The organism is Paraburkholderia sp. SSBN10T, assembly GCF_056619545.1.
Genome location: NZ_JBWQQI010000011.1, coordinates 97,454 through 116,850 on the forward strand (window position 1 = coordinate 97,454; position 19,397 = coordinate 116,850).

Consider the following 19,397-nt stretch of genomic DNA (forward strand, 5'->3'; position numbering starts at 1 on the left):
GCGCGGCGATTCATCAGCGAGTTTGAAAACTCGTTTCAGCCTCGCTGTGTTGCGATGGCTTGCCGCGCACCGTCGCGCTGCAACAGCGTGACGGCTTCCAGTAAGGGTCGTCGGAATGTCTCGCGGCGCGCGAGTGCGGGCGGGAACACTTCACCGATAGCCAGTAGCGTGTCGATCAGCCGTTCAGGCTCGGCGGGCAAGCTGGCCGTGAGGCGCGCGGCGAGCGGATCGTCGATTGCGTAGCGGGTGCCGTCGTCGGCGTGACCGCGCAGAAATACCAGCCACGCGGCGACCGCGAGTGCCAGGCGCTCGATCGATTCGCCCGCGTCAAGACGCGCCTCGATCGTCGCCAGCAAACGCGGTGGAATCTTCTGGCTGCCGTCCATCGCGATCTGCGCCGTGCGATGCTTGAGCGCGCTGTTTGCGTACCGCGCGAGCAACGCGTCGCGGTAGGCGAGCAGATCGAAAGAGGGCGGCACGTCGAGCGTCGGCGCGATCTCGTGCGTCATCATGTCGTGTATCAACGCACGTAGCGGCGGATGAGCGATGGCTTCGTCGATGGTCGAAAAACCCGCGAGCATCGACAGATAGGCGAGCGTCGAATGCGTGCCGTTCAGCATGCGCAGCTTGGCGAGTTCGAACGGCATGACATCGTCCACGAGCTGCGCGCCTGCTCGCTCCCACGCGGGACATCCGCCCGGAAAGCGGTCTTCGATGACCCACTGGCGGAACGGTTCGCAGGGAACGGGCGCTGCGTCGTCCAGCCCCAAGGCGTCGCGAGCCGCATCACGCTCGGCATCGGTGGTGGACGGCACGATGCGATCGACCATCGTGGACGGAAACGCGACATGTGTGCCGAGCCATTCGGCGAGTTCGCTGTCGACTGCGCGCGCGAACGAACAGACCACCTTTTTCAGCGCTGCGCCATTGTGCGAGAGGTTGTCGCACGAGAGCACGGTGAAGGGCGGCGTTCCCGCGTCGCGGCGCTGTTTGAGCGCGGCGCTCAGGATGCCGGGAACGCTCGTGGGTGCGTCCGGGTGTGCCAGATCGTGTTGAATGGCTTCACGGCTCAGGTCGATCTCGCCGCTTTGCGCATCGCGGCAGTAGCCCTTTTCGGTGACGGTCAGCGAGACGATGCGCACCTTCGGATCGGCAAGAAGCTCGAAGAGCCGCGTGCGGTCGTGCGGCATCGCAAGCACTTCCTGCAGTGCGCGAATCACCGTCACGCGCACGCCTTCAGGGCCGCGTTCGACTACGCTGTAAAGCCCGTCCTGCGCCATTAACGCATCGCGCTTGCTGACATCGCCCTGCAGCGTCACGCCACAGATGCCCCAGTCGCCGCCCGCCGCCAGCATGGCCTCTTCCGTGTAGACGGCCTCATGCGCGCGGTGAAAGTTGCCAATCCCGAGATGGACGATGCCGATCTCAGGGGCGCGCCAGCCGGGCGAAAGCACGTGATCGGTCAATGAAGCAAGGGCGCGGCGCGAGAGGGGCGATCTGGCGGTCATCTTGGCATCCGGAGCGGGAAAACCCGTGGTTGACGATTAAATATACTTGTATGGTAGCATCGATTCCAACGAGTGCCACCCAAGGAAATCCCCATGAAAATCCTCCGCGCCGATGTGATTGTGACGTGTCCGGGCCGCAATTTCGTCACGCTGAAAGTGGTGACGGACGAGGGCGTTCATGGCATCGGCGATGCCACGCTCAACGGCCGTGAGCTCGCCGTGGCCTCGTATCTGAAGGATCACGTCTGTCCGCTGCTGGTTGGCCGCGACCCGGGCCGTATCGAAGACATCTGGCAGTTTCTCTACAAGGGCGCCTACTGGCGGCGTGGTCCCGTCACGATGACGGCGATCGCCGCGGTCGACATGGCGCTCTGGGACATTCTCGGCAAGGTGGCGAACCTGCCGCTGTACCGGTTGCTCGGCGGTGCGTCGCGGGAAGGCGTGATGGTCTATGGGCACGCGACGGGGCGCGACATTCCCGAAGCGCTGGACCGTTACGCCGAGCACATCGAGGCGGGCTACAAGGCGATCCGCATTCAATGCGGGGTGCCGAACATGCGCTCCGTGTACGGCGTGGCGAAGGGCAGCGGCATGTACGAACCGGCGACCAAGGGCGGCGTGGAAGAGCAGATATGGTCGACGGAGAAATACCTCGACTTCACGCCGAAGCTCTTCGAAGCCGTACGCGAGAAATTCGGCTTTGAGTCGCATCTGCTCCATGACGTGCATCACCGCCTCACGCCGATCGAAGCGGCGCGCTTTGGAAAAGCGGTCGAACCCTACCGGCTCTTCTGGATGGAAGACCCGACGCCAGCCGAAAACCAGGCCGGCTTCCGGTTGATCCGCGAACACACGGTGACGCCGATCGCAGTGGGCGAAGTGTTCAACAGCATCTGGGACTGCAAGCAACTGATCGAAGAGCAGTTGATCGACTACATCCGCGCGACGCTCACGCACGCGGGCGGTATCTCGCACCTGAAGCGCATCGCGGACTTCGCTTCGCTCTATCAGGTGCGCACGGGGTGTCATGGACCGTCGGACCTGTCGCCGGTCTGCATGGGCGCGGCATTGCATTTCGATCTGTGGGTGCCGAACTTCGGCGTGCAGGAATACATGGGCTTTCCACAGGAAGCGCTCGACGTATTCCCGCATGCGTGGTCGTTTGAGCGCGGCATGATGCACCCGGGTGAAGCGCCGGGGCACGGCGTCGATATCGACGAGACGCTCGCCGCGAAGTACCCCTACGATCCCGCCTATTTACCTGTTGCGCGTCTCGAAGACGGGACGCTTTGGAACTGGTGACGCAGGACAGATGATCCGGAACGCGTGGGCCTTTCGCATAGGCACCACGCGGCAGCAGAGACACAGGAGACACGCGTGAATCGTTCAGCAACGACACAGCATGAGAAGCGGGCCAATACGGCGATGCTGCGCCGGGTTGCGCTCGCGTCGACGATCGGCACCGCGGCTGAGTACTACGATTTCTTCGTGTACGGCACCGCCGCCGTGCTCGTGTTCGGGCAGAAGTTCTTCCCCGCGAGCGATCCGCTGACCGGCACACTCGCCGCGTTCGCGACCTATGCGGCGGGCTTCTTCGCGCGGCCGCTCGGCGGTATCGTGTTCGGCCATTTTGGCGACCGCGTCGGCCGCAAGAAGGCGCTGATCGCGACGATCCTGATCGTCGGTCTCGGCACCTTCGCGATCGGCCTGTTGCCGGACTACCAGACGGCCGGCATGTGGGCGCCCGCGGCGCTGCTTGCGATCCGCGTGCTGCAGGGCTTCGGCGTCGGCGGCGAGCAGGCGGGCGCGGTGCTACTGACCGCGGAGTATGCGCCGCCCGCGCGGCGCGGGTTCTTCGCGAGCCTCGTCCAGCTCGGCGCGCCGGCTGGGTTCCTGATTCCATCGGGCCTGTTCGCGTTGTTGACGGGTGCGCTCACGCCCGCGCAGATGCTCGACTGGGGCTGGCGTCTGCCGTTTCTCGCCAGCATCGTGCTGGTCGCAGTGGGCCTCTATATCCGGCTGCGCACCGAAGAGTCACCCATCTTCGCGGCGATCCGCCGCACGAAGGCGATCTCGACCCAGCCGGTCGTCGAGGTTGTCAGGCAGTCGGGCGCGCTGATCGCGAAGGGCATCGGCGCGAAGCTGATCGAAGCGTGCACGTTCGCGATGTACACGATGATCGTGCTCGCATACGGCAAGGCGCATGGCGTCGCGCAGAGCATGCTGCTGCAGACCGTGATCGTCGCGGTGGCGCTCGAGCTCGTGACGATTCCGCTCGCGGGCGCATTGTCGGACCGCATCGGCCGGCGTGCCACCTTCATCGCGGGCGCGCTGCTGCACGTGCTGCTCGCCTATCCGTTCTTCGCCGCGATCGAAAGCGGCTCGCGCATCGCGATCCAGTTTGTGATGATTCTCGCGATCACGGTTGGCCACAGCCTCTGCTATGCGCCGCAGGCCGCACTGTTTCCCGAGCTGTTTCCGGCGCGCGTGCGCTGCAGCGGCATCGCGTTGATCTGGCAGATCGGCTCGCTGCTCGGCAGCGGGGTGCTCGGCCTCGCTGCGGTGAAGCTGCTGCAGGCGACGCACGGCAGCGCCGTCCCGCTGATCGTCTATGTCGTCGTGCTGGGGCTCGTCTCGGCGGCGTCGCTCGCGTGCCTGCCGGAAACGGCGCCGCGCAGGCGCGCGGCCGGCGCCGATCTGCACGACTGGGGCGGCCACGCCGATGCTTCGGAGCAGCATGCCGTCGCGCCGTCTTCTTCATACGCCGCTCGTTCCTGAGCGCACTCACAGGAGTTCACTATGCTCGCCGCTGTTCTGCACGAACCCAAACTGATTCGCATCGACGAGGTCGAGCCACCCGAGCCCGGCGCGGGCCAGGTGCAGATTCGCGTGCGCGCGGGCGGCATCTGCGGCTCCGATCTGTCGTACTACTTCAAGGGCAAGAGCGGTGACTTCGCGGTGCGTGAACCGTTCGTGCTGGGCCATGAAGTCGCCGGCGAAGTCGCCGCGCTGGGCGAGGGCGTGAGCGGCCTGCGCGTCGGGCAGCGCGTCGCGGTCAATCCAGGACTCAACTGCGGAACGTGCCGCTATTGCACGAAGGGCATGCCGAACCATTGCCTGAACATGCGCTTCATGGGCAGCGCTTCGACGTTTCCTCATATGCAGGGCATGTTCCGCCAGTTCATCGCGGTGGATGCACGCCAGTGCGTACCGGTGCCTGAGGGGCTCGACTTCGCCCAGGCGTCGATGGCCGAACCGCTCGCCGTCGCGCTGCATGCGCTGCGTCTGGCCGGCTCGCTTGTCGGCGCGAAGGTGTTGCTGGTCGGATGCGGGCCGATTGGCTGCATTCTGCTGGCGGTGGCGCGGCGGGCGGGCGCGCATCGTATCGTCGCCGTCGATCTCGCCGACAAGGCGCTGCAGATGGCGGCGACGCTCGGCGCCGACGAAACGGTGCTTGCCGGCGACCAGACGCGTATCGACCAATGGTCGCAGCAGCGCGGCACGTTCGATGTCGTGCTCGAAGCGTCGGGCAGTCCCGCCGGACTCCATACTGCGTTGCGGGCAGCGCGCGCGGGCGCCACGGTGATCCAGGTCGGTAATCTGCCTGCGGGTCAATCGCCGGTGGCCGCGAATCTCGTGATGGCCAAGGAGCTTCGCTATCAGGGCTCGTTTCGCTTTACCGATGAATACGCAGTGGCCGCCGAAGAACTCGGCGCGCACAAGATCGACCTGCGCCCGCTCATGACGCACGCATTTCCGCTCGGAGAAGCGAACCGCGCGTTCGAAGTGGCGCACGACCGCAACCAGTCGATGAAGGTTCATCTGCAGTTCGACTAGCCAGCGATTTCAACCAACCGCCCGGCACAAAAGAGGCGGCACCGGAGACATGTCATGATCAAGAGCCAGCGATGGTTCGTCGTCGCCCTGCTGTTTCTGGCGGGCGTCATCAATTATCTCGACCGTGCGGCGCTTTCGATTGCCGCGCCGCTGATCCAGAAAGACCTGAACTTCTCGCATGCGCAATTGGGTATCGTGTTCAGCAGCTTCTTTCTCGGCTATGCGCTGTTCAATTTTATCGGCGGGGTGGCCTCCGACAAGTTCGGCGCGAAGCGGGTTTTCGGCGGCGCCATGGGTATCTGGTCGGTTTTCTGCGGTGCGACGGCGCTCGCGAGCAGCCTTGTCTCGCTGATTGTGCTGCGCGTGCTGTTCGGGATGGGCGAAGGTCCGTTCAGTTCGTCCAACAGCAAGATGGTGAACAACTGGTTCCCGCGCCGCGAGGTGGCGAGTGCGATCGGAGTCATCAGTTCGGGGACGCCGCTCGGTGGGGCAATTGCGGGGCCGGTCGTCGGCTATCTGGCGATCCGCTTCGGCTGGCGCTGGGCGTTTGTCGCGATCATGCTGTTCGGGCTCGCGTGGCTCGTGCTGTGGTCGCTCACCACGACCGAACACCCGCAGCAGAATCGCCGCGTGCAGGCTGCTGAACTCGACCTCATCGTCGCGGGCCAGCAGCATGCCGCGTCGATGGAGCATACGCCGGCCGGCAAGCCTGCGGGACTCGGCTTCTACCTTAAACAGCCGATCATCCTCGCCACCGCGTTCGCGTTCTTCGCATACAACTACGTACTGTTCTTCTTCCTTTCGTGGTTTCCGACCTACCTCACCGAAGCCCATCACATGTCGCTGCATGACATGAGCATTGCGACGGTCATTCCGTGGGTGCTCGGCAGTATCGGACTGGCGGCGGGTGGTTTCATTACCGATTTCATCCTGCGCCTGACCGGCAAGCCGCTACTGTCGCGAAGAATCGTGCTCTCCGTGTGCCTCGGTATCGCGGCGGTATGCGTGGCATTGGCCGGACGCGTGCAGAGCATGGAGGGTGCGGTTGCACTGATGTCGGTATCGATCTTCTTCCTGTACGCCACGGGTTCCGTCTATTGGGCCGTGATCCAGGACACGGTGCGGCGCGAGAATGTCGGCGGCGTGGGTGGTTTCGTGCACTTGCTCGCCAATCTCGCGGGCGTGATCGGGCCGGCGGTGACAGGATTCATCGTCGAGGCGACGCACGGCGCCTACGGCAGCGCGTTCATTCTGGCTGGCGCGGTTGCTGTGCTGGGGGCATTGTGCGCACTGGTCTGGGTTCGTGAACCGAGGGCACAAAAAGACCCAGCAGAACATAAACTAGTATGGTAGCGTTGTGGCATTAGATTTACTGTCACATTCATGTATGAAAAATGCCAGTTCGTTCGCCGGCTTGTCTGCCGGTCTGGGCCGGGACGGTGGGGCGGCCTCATTGGCAGCCGCGCCAGGCGGCGCCCGGTCGCGCCCGCGCGGCGCATCCGCTGAGTCGCCAAAAACGTCGCTCTCCGGCGTCGTAACAAGCGTGTCTGTGGAATCGCACGAGCCGATTGGCAAGCAGATTTTCCGCTCGCTACGCCAGGCGATTTTTACAGGCTTGCTGGCACCCGGTACGCCGCTTTCGGAAAAGGAAATCTCGGAAGTATTTCAGGTGTCCCGGCAACCGGTGCGCGAGGCGTTTATCAAGCTGGTCGAGGCCGGCGTGCTTCAGGTGTTGCCGCAGCGCGGGACCTTCGTCAAGCGGATTTCGCCGCGCAAGGTGCGCGAGGGGCGCTTCATCCGCGAGGCGATCGAAGCGGCTGTTGTTCGTAAGGCTGCGGTTGCGATCACCGATACACAGCTAGCGGGCCTGGCGGCGAATCTGCGTGAGCAGAAGGCCGCTTCGAAGGCCAACGACACTGCCGCGTTCCTCGCCTGCGATGAGCAGTTCCATTTTCTGATCGCGCAGTCGATCGATTGCGTTGCGGCGTGGGACACGATTCAGGACATCAAGGCCCAGATGGATCGGGTGCGCTACCTGAGTCTGCATGAGGTATCGCCGCTCGACTTGCTGATCAAGCAGCACGTGCATATCGTCAATGCGTTGAAAGCGCACGATCCCGAAGCGGCCGAAGAGGCGATGCGCGCCCACCTCCGCGAGATCCTGGTGTCGCTCGGGCCTGTCGCGGCGCTCAATCCCGACTGGTTCGAGCCGGATGAACCGGAACTCGTCGCGTTGACGCCCTGACGTACGGCTGTTGTGACGACTCAGGTCTCTCACGCTTCGGATGCGCGATGTATCCGAAGCGGCAGCAGCGCTGCCGCTCCTAAAACCAGCAGGTGAAGACAAGAGAGCGCGACAAAGGCCATTAAAAACCGCTGCGGCTGAGCGTTCGTATGGGCACCTGTGCTCAACGAGATGACCACGGCGAGCAGCGTAGTCACAACCGGACCGCCGATTCTCTGTGCAATATTCAGCGCGGTGTTCGCCAAGGGAAGTCTCGCTTTGGGTATCGACGAATACGCGGCCGATATCGACGGTATGCCGATCGTTCCTTGACCCACTCCGGCTAGGAAAAGACTGATCACCGCCCAGCCAGCCGAAAACTGATGCTCCATCATCCAGAGGAACGGGAGCGTGCTCAGAAAAGCGAGCAATGCACCTCCTGCTGAGACCGCGCGGCAGCCATATCTTTCGGTCAGGAATCCCAGAAGCGGAAACGAGCACATCATGCCGACCCCCGTCGACGCGATGAGCCAACCCGCGTGGGCGGCGGACAACCCACAGCCTGCGATCAGATACAGGGGCACGACAAGTTGCCGGCCATACAAAACGCCGTTGGCGAGACATTGTGTTACTGCAGCAACCGAGAAAGTCCGTTCCGTAAAAATCCGTACGTCGATCAGTGCCGAACTGCCCTTGTGCACCGCGTGCCGCAGGAAGCCGGCAAGAAACACGGCGCCGGCGAGCAGAATCCATCGTCCCTCGGTGTGCGCCGCATTTTGAAGCCCGTAGATGAATGCAACGAGGCCGGGCGAGATCAGTGCAAAGCCGAAGAAATCGAACGGGCGCTTTTGTGAAGAGGGCGTATCGCGCGGAAGCAGCACCGCAGCCAGCGCGACGCCAAGAATACCGATCGGTACGTTGAGGTAGAACAGCCACGGCCATGCGGCATGCACCAGGATCGTTCCGGACAATACCGGGCCCAGGATGGGGGCAAGCAGAATAGGCAGGGCGGCATAGCCCATCACGCGCGCCATGTTTTTTCCTGCCACGCGCGCAATCATCATCTGTGTCATGGGCGCCAGCACGCCGCCCACGAGTCCCTGGAATACCCGTGCGCAGATCAGCTCGCTCATGGTTTGGGCCGCGCCGCATAGAATCGAGGCCAGTGTGAACGTCGAAAAGCAGATGAGGTAGAGCCGCTTTGCGCCGATCCGGTCCACGAGCCAGCCATTGAGCGGCAGCATCAGCGCCATGGCCAGCAGATAGCCGCTGACAACCCACTGCGCAGTCGCAATCGCGGAGTCGAGTGTGTGGCTAATGCTGGACAGCGAAACGTTGACGACGGTCGAATCGAGCTGCGTCATGAACGGCCCGATCACGGCGACAATCGCCACTTTCCAGACCGATGGACTGATTCCGCGTGACGGGTTGGCGCTCTGGATCATTTCGCTCATTTTTCGGCCAGCCGCTTGATGATCGAGGCGGCCTTGAACAGCGTGTCGCGCTCGTCTGTGTCGAGTTCCGCGATCGCCTTCGAGAGCCACATCTGCTTCGCCTCGCGATTCTTCTTGCGCAACTGGACACCTTTCGGTGTCAGCTCGATCAGCATCTGGCGACCGTCGGTAGCATGCGCCGTGCGCTTGACGATGCCCATTTCCTCGAGCGAGGCAATCGTCGTTCCCATGGACTGCGGCTTCATCCCTTCGGTTCGCGCCAGTGCCGCGGTAGTGGCCGGACCGTCGTTCGCCAGCCGCGACATCACGACAGACTCGGTCATTGATAGCTCCCCCGTAGACGATTCGCTGCGGGTACGTCGTATGAGCAGTCCTATCGCCTGCATGAAATCGATGATGGCTTGCTCGAAGGTCGTAACGGGCATGATTGTTCAAACACGGTTGGGTTGCGCTTGTAGCAATGATGAAGGTAGTCAGTCAAACTTGCAAGGCAAACTGTTAAGTTTGACTGGCTAGTACCGATGTCGAGACATGACGGTGGGGCGGGCTTGAGAGTCTGGTGAATGCTTTCGAATACCTTCCGGGGTATCGTAATTGGCAAGGCGGTCTCTACGGGCATGCTTGCCTCACGCAAGTTCTTCGCGCAGACTCGGGCGTTGCCGACTGTCGAGCGCGGACAGGTTGACGCCGACACACTTCAAAGCTGGATAGGTTGACGCCGACACACTTCAAAGCTGGATATCCAATGAACCCATCGGAACAAATCGACCAACTGATCGCAGGGCTCACAGACTGGCGTGGCAAAACGTTCGCCAACATCCGCAAGACTATCCTCGCGGCCGACCGGGAGATCATCGAGGAATGGAAGTGGATGGGAAGCCCGGTGTGGTCTCACGACGGAATGATCGCGGTCGCTAACGCCCACAAAGGGAAGGTGAAGCTTACCTTTGCCCACGGTGCGGGCTTGCCAGATCCCGATAAGCTGTTTAACGCGGGCCTCGAAGGCAACGCGAGACGGGCGATCGATTTTTTCGAGGGCGATGAGATTAACGAGCGTGCTTTAAAAAAGCTTGTCCTTGCCGCGGTTGAATACAACCAGAGCAAATTGAAGAAGAATGCGCCTGCGCGCGCTCGGGCGAAAGCGAAGAGCAAAGAGGCCTGAGGCTATCGGGGCACGGCATTAGACATCGGCTTTTTTAGCCGACAGTCCATCTGAATCTGAGAAATTCCATGAACGACATAGCTGGGACAGCGGGATACGGCCCGGAGGCGGCGAGGTTAGCCGTTCAGTACGAAAGCGTCAGATTCGAGGATGTTCACCGGGATGTGATTCACCTGTTTCCTCAGACGGCCAGCCACGTTCTCGACATCGGAGCGGGTTCCGGCCGTGATGCGGCGGCGCTTGCTAACCGTGGGCATCGGGTCGTAGCGGTCGAACCAACACCGGAGCTGAGGAGCGAAGGGCAAAGACTTCATACGCTTCCGAATCTCGAATGGGTCGACGATCAACTGCCTATGTTGCATGTCATACGCGGCAGGCGTCAACGATTCGACTTGATCTTGCTGACTGCCGTCTGGATGCATCTTGATGCACCGGAACGCCAGGCAGCGATGTTCACTATTGCGGAGTTGCTGGACGAGGGCGGCCTGGTCATTATGTCTCTCAGGCACGGCCCGGTGCCGGTTGGACGACATATGTTCGATGTTTCCGCGGATGAGACGATCGCGCTTGGGATACAGGCCGGTCTGCACGAGCAGCATTGCAGCAGTCGCGAGGATATGCTTGGCAGAGCGGATGTGAGTTGGAGCTTTGTTGGTTTGAGGAAGTAGCCGGCGAGAACTGGAGAGCCATCCATCACGGATGGATGCGCGGGGTAGCCCGATAGACCTGCATCAACAGGCCGGCTGAAGACCCATCGCCGGATCTCCGACGCGGAACCGGTAACCCTTCCGCACCAAAATGCTCAGAATCAGGCTTGATCGCCGGCCACTCATACAACGCGACTGCTCCGCGCATCCGTCCTTGCCGGGTGGCAGCAACCTGGCGACCACGAAACCAGAACGCAACCGATACGACCCGTGTGCCCGGCTTTAACATTCGGTCGAAGAGGTCGGCCAGTTTGACCATCGGATTGCGCATCAAATAGCAGGTCACCGCATCGGCGTCTGCCAGATTGCATTTGTTGAAGTTTCCCCAGGTCAGCGACACATTGCGCAGCTTCCGGGTCCGGAGTCTGGCAATCCAATAGGGAAGCGGCGAAATTTCGATGCCTCGCACTTCTGCATCCGGGAACGCGCGTGCCAAAGCCATCACAAGCGCGCCCCAGCCGCTGCCGAGCTCATAGATGATTGCCTGTTGCGGAAGATTCGCTTCTTTCAATAGCGCGATTGCGTCGGCGGCTTCCGACGCGCTCAAGGAGAGGGAAGGGACGCCCGTGAATAGCTGAACGACAATCAGCGACAGACAGCCGATGGCGACGATAAAAACCGCGAGAAACGAAACGATATCTGACATGGCGGGCTGTCGGTTCGCTATGTGCTCGTCAACGTGCTGTCTACGCTGCGCCTCGCAACCGACGCGCGGGCTCCGTGCTGTGCAAATGCACGGCGTAGGTGTCCCACGGCAATTTGATGCCTGGCTCCAGGCCGTTGGAAACCTGTTTCAGAATCCGTCCTACCTCACCGCGGTGATAACCGCCATGGGTCACGACGTGGGTTAGCATCTCTTCGCGCGTCATATATCCGTTGTCGCCGTCAGTGAACGCGAAGGCGACAGATTCGGACAACATGGCCGGAGTGACCGTTCCTAGATAGTCGAGGTACCACTGATCGGTAGACGCCAGGCCAGCGCGCAGCTCCGCGAGATCGGGTGTGTCCGGCGTATTGTCCGACTGGAAGTGATGACTCTCGCCCACGAGATGAGCCACAAAGATCTTGTTCACCACCAGGCAATGATTCATCAACCGGATGGCAAGATGCCGTTCCGTCGAATGGCGCTCGGGGCTCAAGCTGTCCATTGTATCGAGGAGTTCGCCATTGGCCCACGCCTGATAGCGGAACATCTTGAGCAGCAGTTCACTTACACCCATCGTGTCACTCTCCTGATTCGAACAAAATGCGAGCTTGGCTCGCATATTATTTCGGCAGGCGTCCTGGATGTCTACTCGCATTTCCGATTTTGCAGCAGCGCTGCGCAGGAGGCCACGCCAAACTGTTCCCAAGGCTGCGGTAGAGCCAATCGTCGCGGCAGCAACTCGCGTCCTGGATTCTCCTACCGTTGCGGCTCGCCCAAAGACAGCGTGTCCACGCGCCGTCTGAGGTCTTCGGTGGTCTCGCCCTTGCCGTCCGGCTGCCACCCAGGCGGCATGAAGAGGTATCCGCACGCCTCGCGGATCGACCGCGCCTTCAACAGATCGCGCCACAATGCGCGCCAATGATCGAACTCCACTCTCAGCACGTTATAAGTCGTCATCGGCGTGACCAGACCGTAGCGACACGGCACGTCGCGCTGCTCTGCAATATATGTATTGAACAACCGGTCGAACACGATGAGCACACCACCATAGTTGCCATCCAGATACTCGATGTTCGACGCGTGATGCACCCTATGCGCCGAAGGCGTGTTGAGAATCCACTCCAACGGCCCTAAGCGCGGAATCCATGTTGCGTGCAGCCAGAACTGATAAAGCAGGTTGAGCGAAAGCAACATGAGCACGATCTGCGGCGGCATGCCAAACAGCGGTGGGAGCACGAAGAACAGCGTGGATCCGGCAAGCCGGCCGGTCCAGCCGATACGGTACGCAGCAGAGAAGTTGAGCTGGTTAGGCGAATGGTGGACGGCGTGGTTGCACCAGAACCAGCGTATCCGGTGGGCCGCACGGTGAAACCAGTAATAGCAGAACTCCTGACCGATAAAGCACGCGAGCCATCCGCTCCAATGGTTCATCGGCAAGGTCCAAAGCCGGTGCCGCCAGAACCAGCTCATTGCGTCGCTCCAGAACGCGAGCGGCAGCAACCACTGCAAGGGATACTCGCGAACCAGAAAGTCGACCACCGACACGGCGGCTGCGCGCCAGTCATAGCCGCGCCAGCCGCGCCGCACCGACAGCACGAGTGCCTCGGCCAATGAGGACACGAGGACCAGGAAGACGGAGAATTTAAGCAGGGTGAGCAACGCGGCCATGACCGTAGCATCGATAAGGTGACGCCGGTCAGCGTAGTTCGACACCGTGCCCCCGGCAATCGACTTGGGACGAGCCGGGTCTGCCGCGTGACGAATGGAGCAGACCCGCGTTATTACCCTAGACGTTGCATGAGAGCCGCGCGATGCTGTCGGCTGCAGGGCACCTCGGCGCCGCTGCGCAAGGTCACGACGGCATCGCCTTTGCCCCGTGGCCGCACGGCGACGACGGCGGCGAGCGCCACCGCAGCGCCGCGGTGTGTGCGGAAAAAGGCGCTGTCGAGGTCGTCGAGCAGGGCGGCGAGCGTACGACGGATCAGCACGGTCCGCCCGGGCAGATGCAGGGTGACGTAGTTGCCGGCTGCCTCCAGCCATTCGATCTCGGCGCAGCGCACCACATGCGTTTGCCCGCGGTCGGCAATCATCAGATGGGCCGGCGCGGCGATGCGCGGGCGTTTCGGCTTGCGGACCGAGTCGCGCAGCCGCTCCACGGCGCGCTCGAGGCGCTCCGGTTCGACCGGCTTCAGCAGATAGTCGGTGGCGTGGGTGTCGAAGGCCCGCAATGCGTACTGGTCGAACGCGGTCACGAAGACCAGCGCCGGAGCGTCGTCCGGTAACGATGCGGCAACGTCGAAACCGTCGACCCCGGGCATCTGCACGTCGAGGAAGATCACGTCCGGCCGCAATTGCATCGTCAGCGTAAGGGCCGTTGCGCCGTCGGAGGCTTCGCCGACCACTTCGACATCGGCAAATGCGCGAAGCATGCGCAGCAGTTTGCTGCGCGCGAGCGCTTCGTCATCGACAATCAGCGCGCGCATGGTGCCGTCACTCCCGCAATCAGACCGCCGCCTGGCCGCAGCTTCAGTTCGAGGCTCGCCTGCGCGCCGTACAACGATTGCAGACGGTCCGCGAGATTGCCGAGACCCACTCCGCGCACCGCAGGCAGGTGCTGCAAATCGCCGTCGTCCTCGATTTCCACCTGCAGCATTCCAGCGCTGAGCCGGGTTCGTACGACGATGTTCGTGAATGCGCTGCGCCGTTCGACCACATGGCGAAAACAGTTCTCCAGCAGCGGCTGCAGGCCGAGCGTAGGCACCCGGCAGTTCTGTGCAGCGTCGTCGACGTCCCACGAAATCCGCACGCGATCGGCGAAGCGTTGCACCATGATGTCCGCGTAGGCGCGCAGCAACGCCAGTTCGTCGGCGAGCGGCTGTTCGGGGCGGCGGCTTGCGTCGGTGGCCGCGCGCAACAGGGTCGCGAGGCGGGTGAGCACCTTGTCGGCGGCGTCGGGGTTACTGTGGATCAGCGCCGAGATCGTGTTGAGCGCGTTGAACAGAAAGTGCGGCTGCAGTTGCTGGGTCAACTGCGCGAGTTGCGCTTCGCGTGCGAGCGTCGCTTGCTGCTCGGTGCGCAGACGTTCGGCAGCCCATGCCGAGTAAGACCGCAAGCCGAAGTGAATCCCGCCGAACAACGCATAGAACAAGATGAAACTGGTCGCTTCGTAGGCCATCGTTTCGAGCCAGGGCCCGTGCTGATACCGCGAGCCCGCGAGCGCATAGATGCCGATGCGCATCGCATACATCGCGCCGACGTAGGCAATCATTTGCAGCGGCATCCATGCCCAGCTATGGAGAAACCATTGCGCCGGATGGTTGAGAAAGCGGTCGAAGCGCGCGGCGCGCCTCATCTGCACCCGAGCCAGCACCGTGGCTGCGAGGGCAGCCGTGCCGACGTTGACGAGCGGCCGCCAGAAATGCAGTTCGCCTGTCCATAACGTTTCCTGTATCCCAACGGCCAGCATGACCAGCCAATAGGCGGTCCAGGGCCAGACGAGTTGTCGCGACAGGCTGGGCGCTTTGGGTTCACCGGCGAGGCAGCTAGTATTCATTGACCCGGCTCATTCAAGCTGATCTGCGGTAAGGGTTGGGTGTCCACGCACTGGATTTCCGGCACGCGCTGACAGCGGCTTCAGCGTTGCCGGGCGCCGACAATGGTAATCGCGAAGGCGCGAGCATCCCACCGGTTTTGCTATCATCACTGTATAAACATACAGCCCATTGCGATTGCCTGTGGTGACAGATGCATCCTGACGCGCTTTCCGTCGTTCCCGCTGAGGTTCCTTTTACCGCCGCGGGCGCGCCTTCCGCTACCGCCGGCGCCTCCGGGATTGCGTCCGCGCCGCCGCCAATCCCGTCCGCCGCCCTGTACTACCTGGTGAATTTCGAGCGAGCGCTGGCATGGCTCGCCGAGCGCTACGACGACGTGTTTGGCCCGGACGAGCGCCGCTTCCTCGATGCATTCCGCGGCCTGCCGCAGGCATCCCGGGCTTTGCTGGTGCGCATGCTGATGCGCAAGGGCACCCTGTTCAGAGCGAGCCGCCTGAGCTATGAGGAGATCGGCTGTCCGCTGCGCGCCAGCGCGCCGCTGATCGCACTCGGCTGGATCGATCCCGCGCCGCACCTGAGCCTCGACGAACTGTTCGCGCTCGCAACCCGTCCCGAACTACAGCAGATGTTCGCCGCCGTGCCCGTGCGCAAGGGTACCCGCAAGTCGGATCTGCTCGACGCGCTGCGCGCCACGCATGCCGATTCGCGTCCCTATGAGGTCTGGAACCCCAGCTCCACCGACCAGGTGTTCCACGTCGTCATCGCGCCGCTGTGCGAGCGTTTGCGGCTGATGTTTTTCGGCAACCTGCATCAGGACTGGTCGGAATTCGTCCTTGCGGACCTGGGCGTGTTCCAGTACGAAACGGTGGCATTCGCACCGTCGTCGCGAGCGTTCCAGCAGCGTGCGGATGTCGACGGCTATCTCGCCTTGCAAGCGTGCCGTGAGTCGCTCGAAACGCTCGCGGAGGACGAACCTGTCGAGCCGCTGCTCGCCGCAATCGCCGCCGTCGAAACCGCCAACCCGTGGCTCGAAACGCGCCGCGCCAAGCTGCTGTTTCTGATCGGCCAGCACTGCGAGCGTCAGCAGCAATGGGACGCGGCGCTCGCCGTCTATAGCGCTTGCCGGTGGCCGGGGGCGCGCCATCGGCGCATGCGGGTGCTGGAGCGCTGCGGCCGTTGCGAGGCCGCCTTGACGCTGGCGTCGCAGGCGGCCGAAGCGCCGGAAAGTGAAGAGGAGCGCCAGCGTGTGGCGAGGATGCTGCCGCGCCTGCAGCGCCGTTTGGGGCAGCCGGTAGCGAGAACGGTTGCGGCGCGCCGCATCGAGCGCGGTGTGCTGATACTTGCCAGGCCCGCTGCGCCGCTTCCCGTCGAATATGCGGCGCGCGACCACCTTGGCAGCCCGGAGGCGCCGGTTCATTACGTCGAGAACGCGCTGATCAACTCGCTGTTCGGTCTGCTGTGCTGGGAGCCGGTTTTTGCGGCGCTTCCGGGCGCGTTCTTCCATCCGTTCCAGCGTGGCCCGGCCGATCTGCATGCGCCCGATTTCCATACGCGCCGCGCCGCTCAGTTCGACGCCTGCCTTGCGCAACTCGACACCGGGGCATATCGCGAGACGATCCTGCGGCACATCGACAGTAAAGCCGGGCTGCAATCGCCGTTTGTGTTCTGGGGCGTATTGACCTCCGAGCTGATCGACCAGGCACTCGATTGTCTGCCGGCCGCGCATCTGAAACTGTACTTCGCGCGATTGCTGCGCGATATCCGCAGCAATCGCTCCGGTCTGCCCGATCTGGTGCGCTTCTGGCCGGCCAAGCGGCGCTACGAGTTGATCGAGGTGAAGGGCCCCGGCGATCGTCTGCAGGACAACCAGATCCGCTGGCTCGAATACTGCGCGCAGCACGGCATGCCGGTGCGGGTGCTCGACGTGCGCTGGGCCGACGATACGCACGCAACCGGCGTCGAGGCGCAGGCATGAGCTACGTCGTGGCGGTGCGGGCGATGTGCGAGTTCACCGCGCGGCGCGGCGATCTCGACCTGCGCTTCACCCCCGCGCCCACCGCGGCGGAAGGGATCGCCGGACACGCCACCGTGGCTTCGCGGCGGGGCAGCGGCTACGAGTCGGAGATCACCTTGAGCGGCACGCACCGCAGCCTGAGCGTGCGCGGCCGGGCCGATGGGTACGATGCCACGCGCAACCGGCTCGAGGAGGTCAAGACCTATCGCGGCGATCTCGAAGCCATGCCGGACAATCATCGCGTGCTGCATTGGGCCCAGGCGCTGGTCTACGGGCACCTGCTGTGTCAGACACGCGGGCTTGCCGAGCTGCATGTCGCGCTGGTGTACTTCGACATCGGCAGCCAGAAGGAAACCGTCCTCACGCAGTTGCACAGTGCGGCTGCGTTGGAGGCGTTCTTTGTCGAGCAATGCGAACGGTTTATCGACTGGGCGATCCAGGAGGAAGCCCACCGCAGTGCGCGCAACGCGGCGTTGGGGGCACTGGCGTTTCCGCATGGGTCGTTTCGCACCGGCCAGCGCGAACTGGCGGTAAGCGTCTATCGGGCGGCGCGCGACGGGCAGAATCTGATGGCGCAGGCGCCGACCGGTATCGGCAAAACGCTGGCAACGATTTTTCCGCTGCTGAAGGCCTGTGCCGCGGATCAGGTGGAGCGGATTTTCTTTCTGACTGCGAAGACGCCTGGACGCGCACTCGCGCTCGATGCGATCGAGACGCTGCATGCCAGTGCTCGTGCAGCCTTGGGCGCGGACCCAGCCGCGAGCGCCGATGATGCCACCACCACCGGGAACGCCTGCACCACGTCGCCTCTGCCCTTGCGCACGCTGGAACTGATCGCCCGCGATAAAGCCTGCGAACATCCCGACAAGGCCTGCCACGGCGACTCCTGCCCGCTCGCGAACGGCTTCTACGACCGCCTCGACGCCGCCCGCAGCGCGGCGCTGGCCGGGCCGCGCTTGGACCGCACGGCGGTCCGCGCGGCGGCGCTTGCGCATGATGTCTGTCCGTACTACCTCGCGCAGGAACTCGCGCGCTGGAGCGACGTGGTGGTGGGCGACTACAACTACTACTACGACAGCAGCGCGTTGCTGTACGCGCTGACGCAGATGAACCAGTGGCGGGTCGCGGTGCTGGTCGACGAAGCGCACAACCTGCTGGACCGGGCGCGCCGCATGTACACGGCTTCGCTGGAACAAACCGCGTTCCGGGCCGTCCGCAAGAGCGCACCCGCTGCGCTGCGCAAGCCGCTCGAACGGCTGAACCGCGAGTGGAATGCGTTGAACCGCACCCAGACCGATGCGTACCAGGTCCATCCGGACGTGCCGCCGCGGCTCCTGAGCGCGGCGCAAAACCTGATCGGCGCGGTCACCGAGCAACTGGCCGTTGCGCCGCTGTCTCTCGACGAGACCCAACTGCGTTTCTTTTTCGACGCGATGCATTTCGTGTCGCTCGCCGAGCAGTTCGGCGAGCACTCGGTGTTCGACGCGACGCTCGCGCCGCAGCGCTACGCCGCGCGACCCAAAACCGCCTCGACCCTGTGCGTGCGCAATGTGATTCCCGCGCCGTACCTCGCCCCGCGCTATGCGGCGGCGCACTGCACCGTGATGTTCTCGGGCACGCTCAGCCCGCATCACTTCTATCGCGACACGCTCGGCCTGCCGGAGGAGACGCGCTGGCTCGACGTCGAGGGGCCGTTTCGCGCGGAGCAACTGAAGGTACGGGTGGCCAGTCATGTGTCGACCCGCTGGCGCGACCGCGAGCGCTCGCTCGTGCCGATCGTCGATCTGATTGCGCAACAGTACGCCGAGCGGCCCGGCAATTACCTGGGTTTCCTGAGCAGTTTCGATTATCTGCAGCGCGTCGTCGCGTTGCTGCGCGAACGCTATCCGGATCTGCCGGTGTGGGCGCAGGAGCAGGGTATGGACGAAGCCGCGCGCGAGGCTTTTCTCGCGCGCTTCAAGGCGCTGGGCTGTGGCGTCGGTTTTGCGGTGCTGGGTGGGGCGTTCTCGGAGGGCGTCGACCTGGTGGGCGAGCAACTGATCGGCGCGTTTATCGCCACGCTCGGCCTGCCGCAGATCAATGACGTCAACGAGCAGATGCGCCGCACCATGGAGGCGCGGTTCGGCAACGGCTACGACTACATGTATCTGTACCCGGGCCTGCAGAAGGTGGTGCAGGCAGCGGGGCGGGTCATTCGCACCGAGCAGGACGTGGGCGTCGTGCATCTGATCGACGACCGCTACCGCCGCCCCGAGGTGCGCCGCCTGCTGCCGCGCTGGTGGCAGGTGCCGTAG

General features: G+C 63.3%; 17 protein-coding genes. 9 read left to right on the plus strand and 8 right to left on the minus strand.

Annotated elements, in window-relative coordinates:
• Positions 1 to 35 precede the first annotated feature (35 nt).
• The gene (locus AC1ECK_RS18395) at positions 36 to 1,508 is read right to left on the minus strand and encodes a mannitol dehydrogenase family protein (protein ID WP_480321391.1); all 1,473 of its coding nucleotides are present in this window, start codon (positions 1,506 to 1,508) and stop codon (positions 36 to 38) included.
• Positions 1,509 to 1,601: 93 nt separating this feature from the next.
• Here AC1ECK_RS18395 and manD point away from each other — a divergent pair, with 93 nt between their 5' ends.
• The 5 genes from manD to AC1ECK_RS18420 all read left to right on the plus strand — a co-directional run bounded on the left by manD (position 1,602) and on the right by AC1ECK_RS18420 (position 7,590).
• On the plus strand, positions 1,602 to 2,810 hold the full coding sequence (gene manD / locus AC1ECK_RS18400) for a D-mannonate dehydratase ManD (RefSeq protein WP_480321392.1): 1,209 nt from the start codon (positions 1,602 to 1,604) through the stop codon (positions 2,808 to 2,810).
• A 123-nt stretch (positions 2,811 to 2,933) separates the two neighbouring features.
• Positions 2,934 to 4,286, plus strand: coding sequence for an MFS transporter (locus AC1ECK_RS18405; RefSeq protein ID WP_480321548.1), 1,353 nt, complete (start codon positions 2,934 to 2,936; stop codon positions 4,284 to 4,286).
• A gap of 21 nt (positions 4,287 to 4,307) precedes the next feature.
• Positions 4,308 to 5,345: an L-idonate 5-dehydrogenase gene (locus tag AC1ECK_RS18410; protein WP_480321393.1), complete on the plus strand. Its 1,038-nt coding sequence runs from the start codon at positions 4,308 to 4,310 to the stop codon at positions 5,343 to 5,345.
• A gap of 54 nt (positions 5,346 to 5,399) precedes the next feature.
• Positions 5,400 to 6,698 (plus strand): MFS transporter, encoded by a 1,299-nt coding sequence (locus tag AC1ECK_RS18415; RefSeq protein ID WP_480321394.1) that lies wholly within the window; start codon positions 5,400 to 5,402, stop codon positions 6,696 to 6,698.
• 190 nt (positions 6,699 to 6,888) lie between these two features.
• On the plus strand, positions 6,889 to 7,590 hold the full coding sequence (locus AC1ECK_RS18420; protein WP_480321395.1) for a GntR family transcriptional regulator: 702 nt from the start codon (positions 6,889 to 6,891) through the stop codon (positions 7,588 to 7,590).
• Positions 7,591 to 7,619: 29 nt separating this feature from the next.
• On the opposite strand, the gene AC1ECK_RS18425 is transcribed toward AC1ECK_RS18420, so the two are convergent.
• Positions 7,620 to 9,023 carry a DHA2 family efflux MFS transporter permease subunit gene (locus tag AC1ECK_RS18425; protein ID WP_480321550.1) on the minus strand — a complete coding sequence of 468 codons (1,404 nt, stop codon included), beginning with the start codon at positions 9,021 to 9,023 and terminating at the stop codon, positions 7,620 to 7,622.
• A complete protein-coding gene (locus AC1ECK_RS18430; RefSeq protein WP_480321396.1) occupies positions 9,020 to 9,346 on the minus strand; it encodes a MarR family winged helix-turn-helix transcriptional regulator in 327 nt (108 codons plus the stop codon). Before AC1ECK_RS18430 ends, AC1ECK_RS18425 begins: the two co-directional genes overlap by 4 nt.
• A 422-nt stretch (positions 9,347 to 9,768) precedes the next feature.
• On the opposite strand from AC1ECK_RS18430, the gene AC1ECK_RS18435 reads away from it, so the two are divergent.
• Positions 9,769 to 10,185, plus strand: coding sequence for a DUF1801 domain-containing protein (locus tag AC1ECK_RS18435; protein WP_480321397.1), 417 nt, complete (start codon positions 9,769 to 9,771; stop codon positions 10,183 to 10,185).
• Positions 10,186 to 10,253: 68 nt separating this feature from the next.
• Positions 10,254 to 10,853 carry a class I SAM-dependent methyltransferase gene (locus tag AC1ECK_RS18440; RefSeq protein WP_480321398.1) on the plus strand — a complete coding sequence of 200 codons (600 nt, stop codon included), beginning with the start codon at positions 10,254 to 10,256 and terminating at the stop codon, positions 10,851 to 10,853.
• A gap of 25 nt (positions 10,854 to 10,878) precedes the next feature.
• On the opposite strand, the gene AC1ECK_RS18445 is transcribed toward AC1ECK_RS18440, so the two are convergent.
• The 5 genes from AC1ECK_RS18445 to AC1ECK_RS18465 form a co-directional block, all read right to left on the minus strand.
• Positions 10,879 to 11,538, minus strand: a complete 660-nt coding sequence (locus tag AC1ECK_RS18445) for a class I SAM-dependent methyltransferase (protein ID WP_480321399.1) — start codon at positions 11,536 to 11,538, stop codon at positions 10,879 to 10,881.
• A gap of 40 nt (positions 11,539 to 11,578) precedes the next feature.
• On the minus strand, positions 11,579 to 12,157 hold the full coding sequence (locus tag AC1ECK_RS18450) for a DinB family protein (protein WP_480321400.1): 579 nt from the start codon (positions 12,155 to 12,157) through the stop codon (positions 11,579 to 11,581).
• A gap of 137 nt (positions 12,158 to 12,294) precedes the next feature.
• The gene (locus AC1ECK_RS18455; protein ID WP_480321552.1) at positions 12,295 to 13,206 is read right to left on the minus strand and encodes a sterol desaturase family protein; all 912 of its coding nucleotides are present in this window, start codon (positions 13,204 to 13,206) and stop codon (positions 12,295 to 12,297) included.
• 113 nt (positions 13,207 to 13,319) lie between these two features.
• Complete coding sequence (locus AC1ECK_RS18460) at positions 13,320 to 14,021, minus strand: LytR/AlgR family response regulator transcription factor (protein ID WP_480321401.1); 702 nt, start codon at positions 14,019 to 14,021, stop codon at positions 13,320 to 13,322.
• The gene (locus AC1ECK_RS18465; protein ID WP_480321402.1) at positions 14,009 to 15,091 is read right to left on the minus strand and encodes a sensor histidine kinase; all 1,083 of its coding nucleotides are present in this window, start codon (positions 15,089 to 15,091) and stop codon (positions 14,009 to 14,011) included. The genes AC1ECK_RS18460 and AC1ECK_RS18465 overlap by 13 nt, the downstream gene beginning before the upstream one ends.
• A gap of 191 nt (positions 15,092 to 15,282) precedes the next feature.
• On the opposite strand from AC1ECK_RS18465, the gene AC1ECK_RS18470 reads away from it, so the two are divergent.
• Together AC1ECK_RS18470 and AC1ECK_RS18475 are read left to right on the plus strand one after the other, a co-directional pair.
• Complete coding sequence (locus AC1ECK_RS18470; protein ID WP_480321403.1) at positions 15,283 to 17,064, plus strand: VRR-NUC domain-containing protein; 1,782 nt, start codon at positions 15,283 to 15,285, stop codon at positions 17,062 to 17,064.
• Positions 17,061 to 19,397, plus strand: a complete 2,337-nt coding sequence (locus AC1ECK_RS18475; protein ID WP_480321404.1) for an ATP-dependent DNA helicase — start codon at positions 17,061 to 17,063, stop codon at positions 19,395 to 19,397. Before AC1ECK_RS18470 ends, AC1ECK_RS18475 begins: the two co-directional genes overlap by 4 nt.

Bases quoted from the DNA above. Each gene is read 5' to 3' on its own strand.
- AC1ECK_RS18455 (WP_480321552.1), bottom strand. From the start codon at position 13,206: ATGGCCGCGTTGCTCACCCTGCTTAAATTCTCCGTCTTCCTGGTCCTC.
- AC1ECK_RS18410 (WP_480321393.1), top strand. From the start codon at position 4,308: ATGCTCGCCGCTGTTCTGCACGAACCCAAACTGATTCGCATCGACGAG.
- AC1ECK_RS18430 (WP_480321396.1), bottom strand. From the start codon at position 9,346: ATGACCGAGTCTGTCGTGATGTCGCGGCTGGCGAACGACGGTCCGGCC.
- AC1ECK_RS18415 (WP_480321394.1), top strand. From the start codon at position 5,400: ATGATCAAGAGCCAGCGATGGTTCGTCGTCGCCCTGCTGTTTCTGGCG.
- AC1ECK_RS18460 (WP_480321401.1), bottom strand. From the start codon at position 14,021: ATGCGCGCGCTGATTGTCGATGACGAAGCGCTCGCGCGCAGCAAACTG.
- AC1ECK_RS18435 (WP_480321397.1), top strand. From the start codon at position 9,769: ATGAACCCATCGGAACAAATCGACCAACTGATCGCAGGGCTCACAGAC.
- AC1ECK_RS18405 (WP_480321548.1), top strand. From the start codon at position 2,934: ATGCTGCGCCGGGTTGCGCTCGCGTCGACGATCGGCACCGCGGCTGAG.
- manD (WP_480321392.1), top strand. From the start codon at position 1,602: ATGAAAATCCTCCGCGCCGATGTGATTGTGACGTGTCCGGGCCGCAAT.
- AC1ECK_RS18425 (WP_480321550.1), bottom strand. From the start codon at position 9,023: ATGAGCGAAATGATCCAGAGCGCCAACCCGTCACGCGGAATCAGTCCA.
- AC1ECK_RS18450 (WP_480321400.1), bottom strand. From the start codon at position 12,157: ATGCGAGCCAAGCTCGCATTTTGTTCGAATCAGGAGAGTGACACGATG.
- AC1ECK_RS18445 (WP_480321399.1), bottom strand. From the start codon at position 11,538: ATGTCAGATATCGTTTCGTTTCTCGCGGTTTTTATCGTCGCCATCGGC.
- AC1ECK_RS18465 (WP_480321402.1), bottom strand. From the start codon at position 15,091: ATGAATACTAGCTGCCTCGCCGGTGAACCCAAAGCGCCCAGCCTGTCG.
- AC1ECK_RS18440 (WP_480321398.1), top strand. From the start codon at position 10,254: ATGAACGACATAGCTGGGACAGCGGGATACGGCCCGGAGGCGGCGAGG.
- AC1ECK_RS18395 (WP_480321391.1), bottom strand. From the start codon at position 1,508: ATGACCGCCAGATCGCCCCTCTCGCGCCGCGCCCTTGCTTCATTGACC.
- AC1ECK_RS18475 (WP_480321404.1), top strand. From the start codon at position 17,061: ATGAGCTACGTCGTGGCGGTGCGGGCGATGTGCGAGTTCACCGCGCGG.
- AC1ECK_RS18470 (WP_480321403.1), top strand. From the start codon at position 15,283: ATGCATCCTGACGCGCTTTCCGTCGTTCCCGCTGAGGTTCCTTTTACC.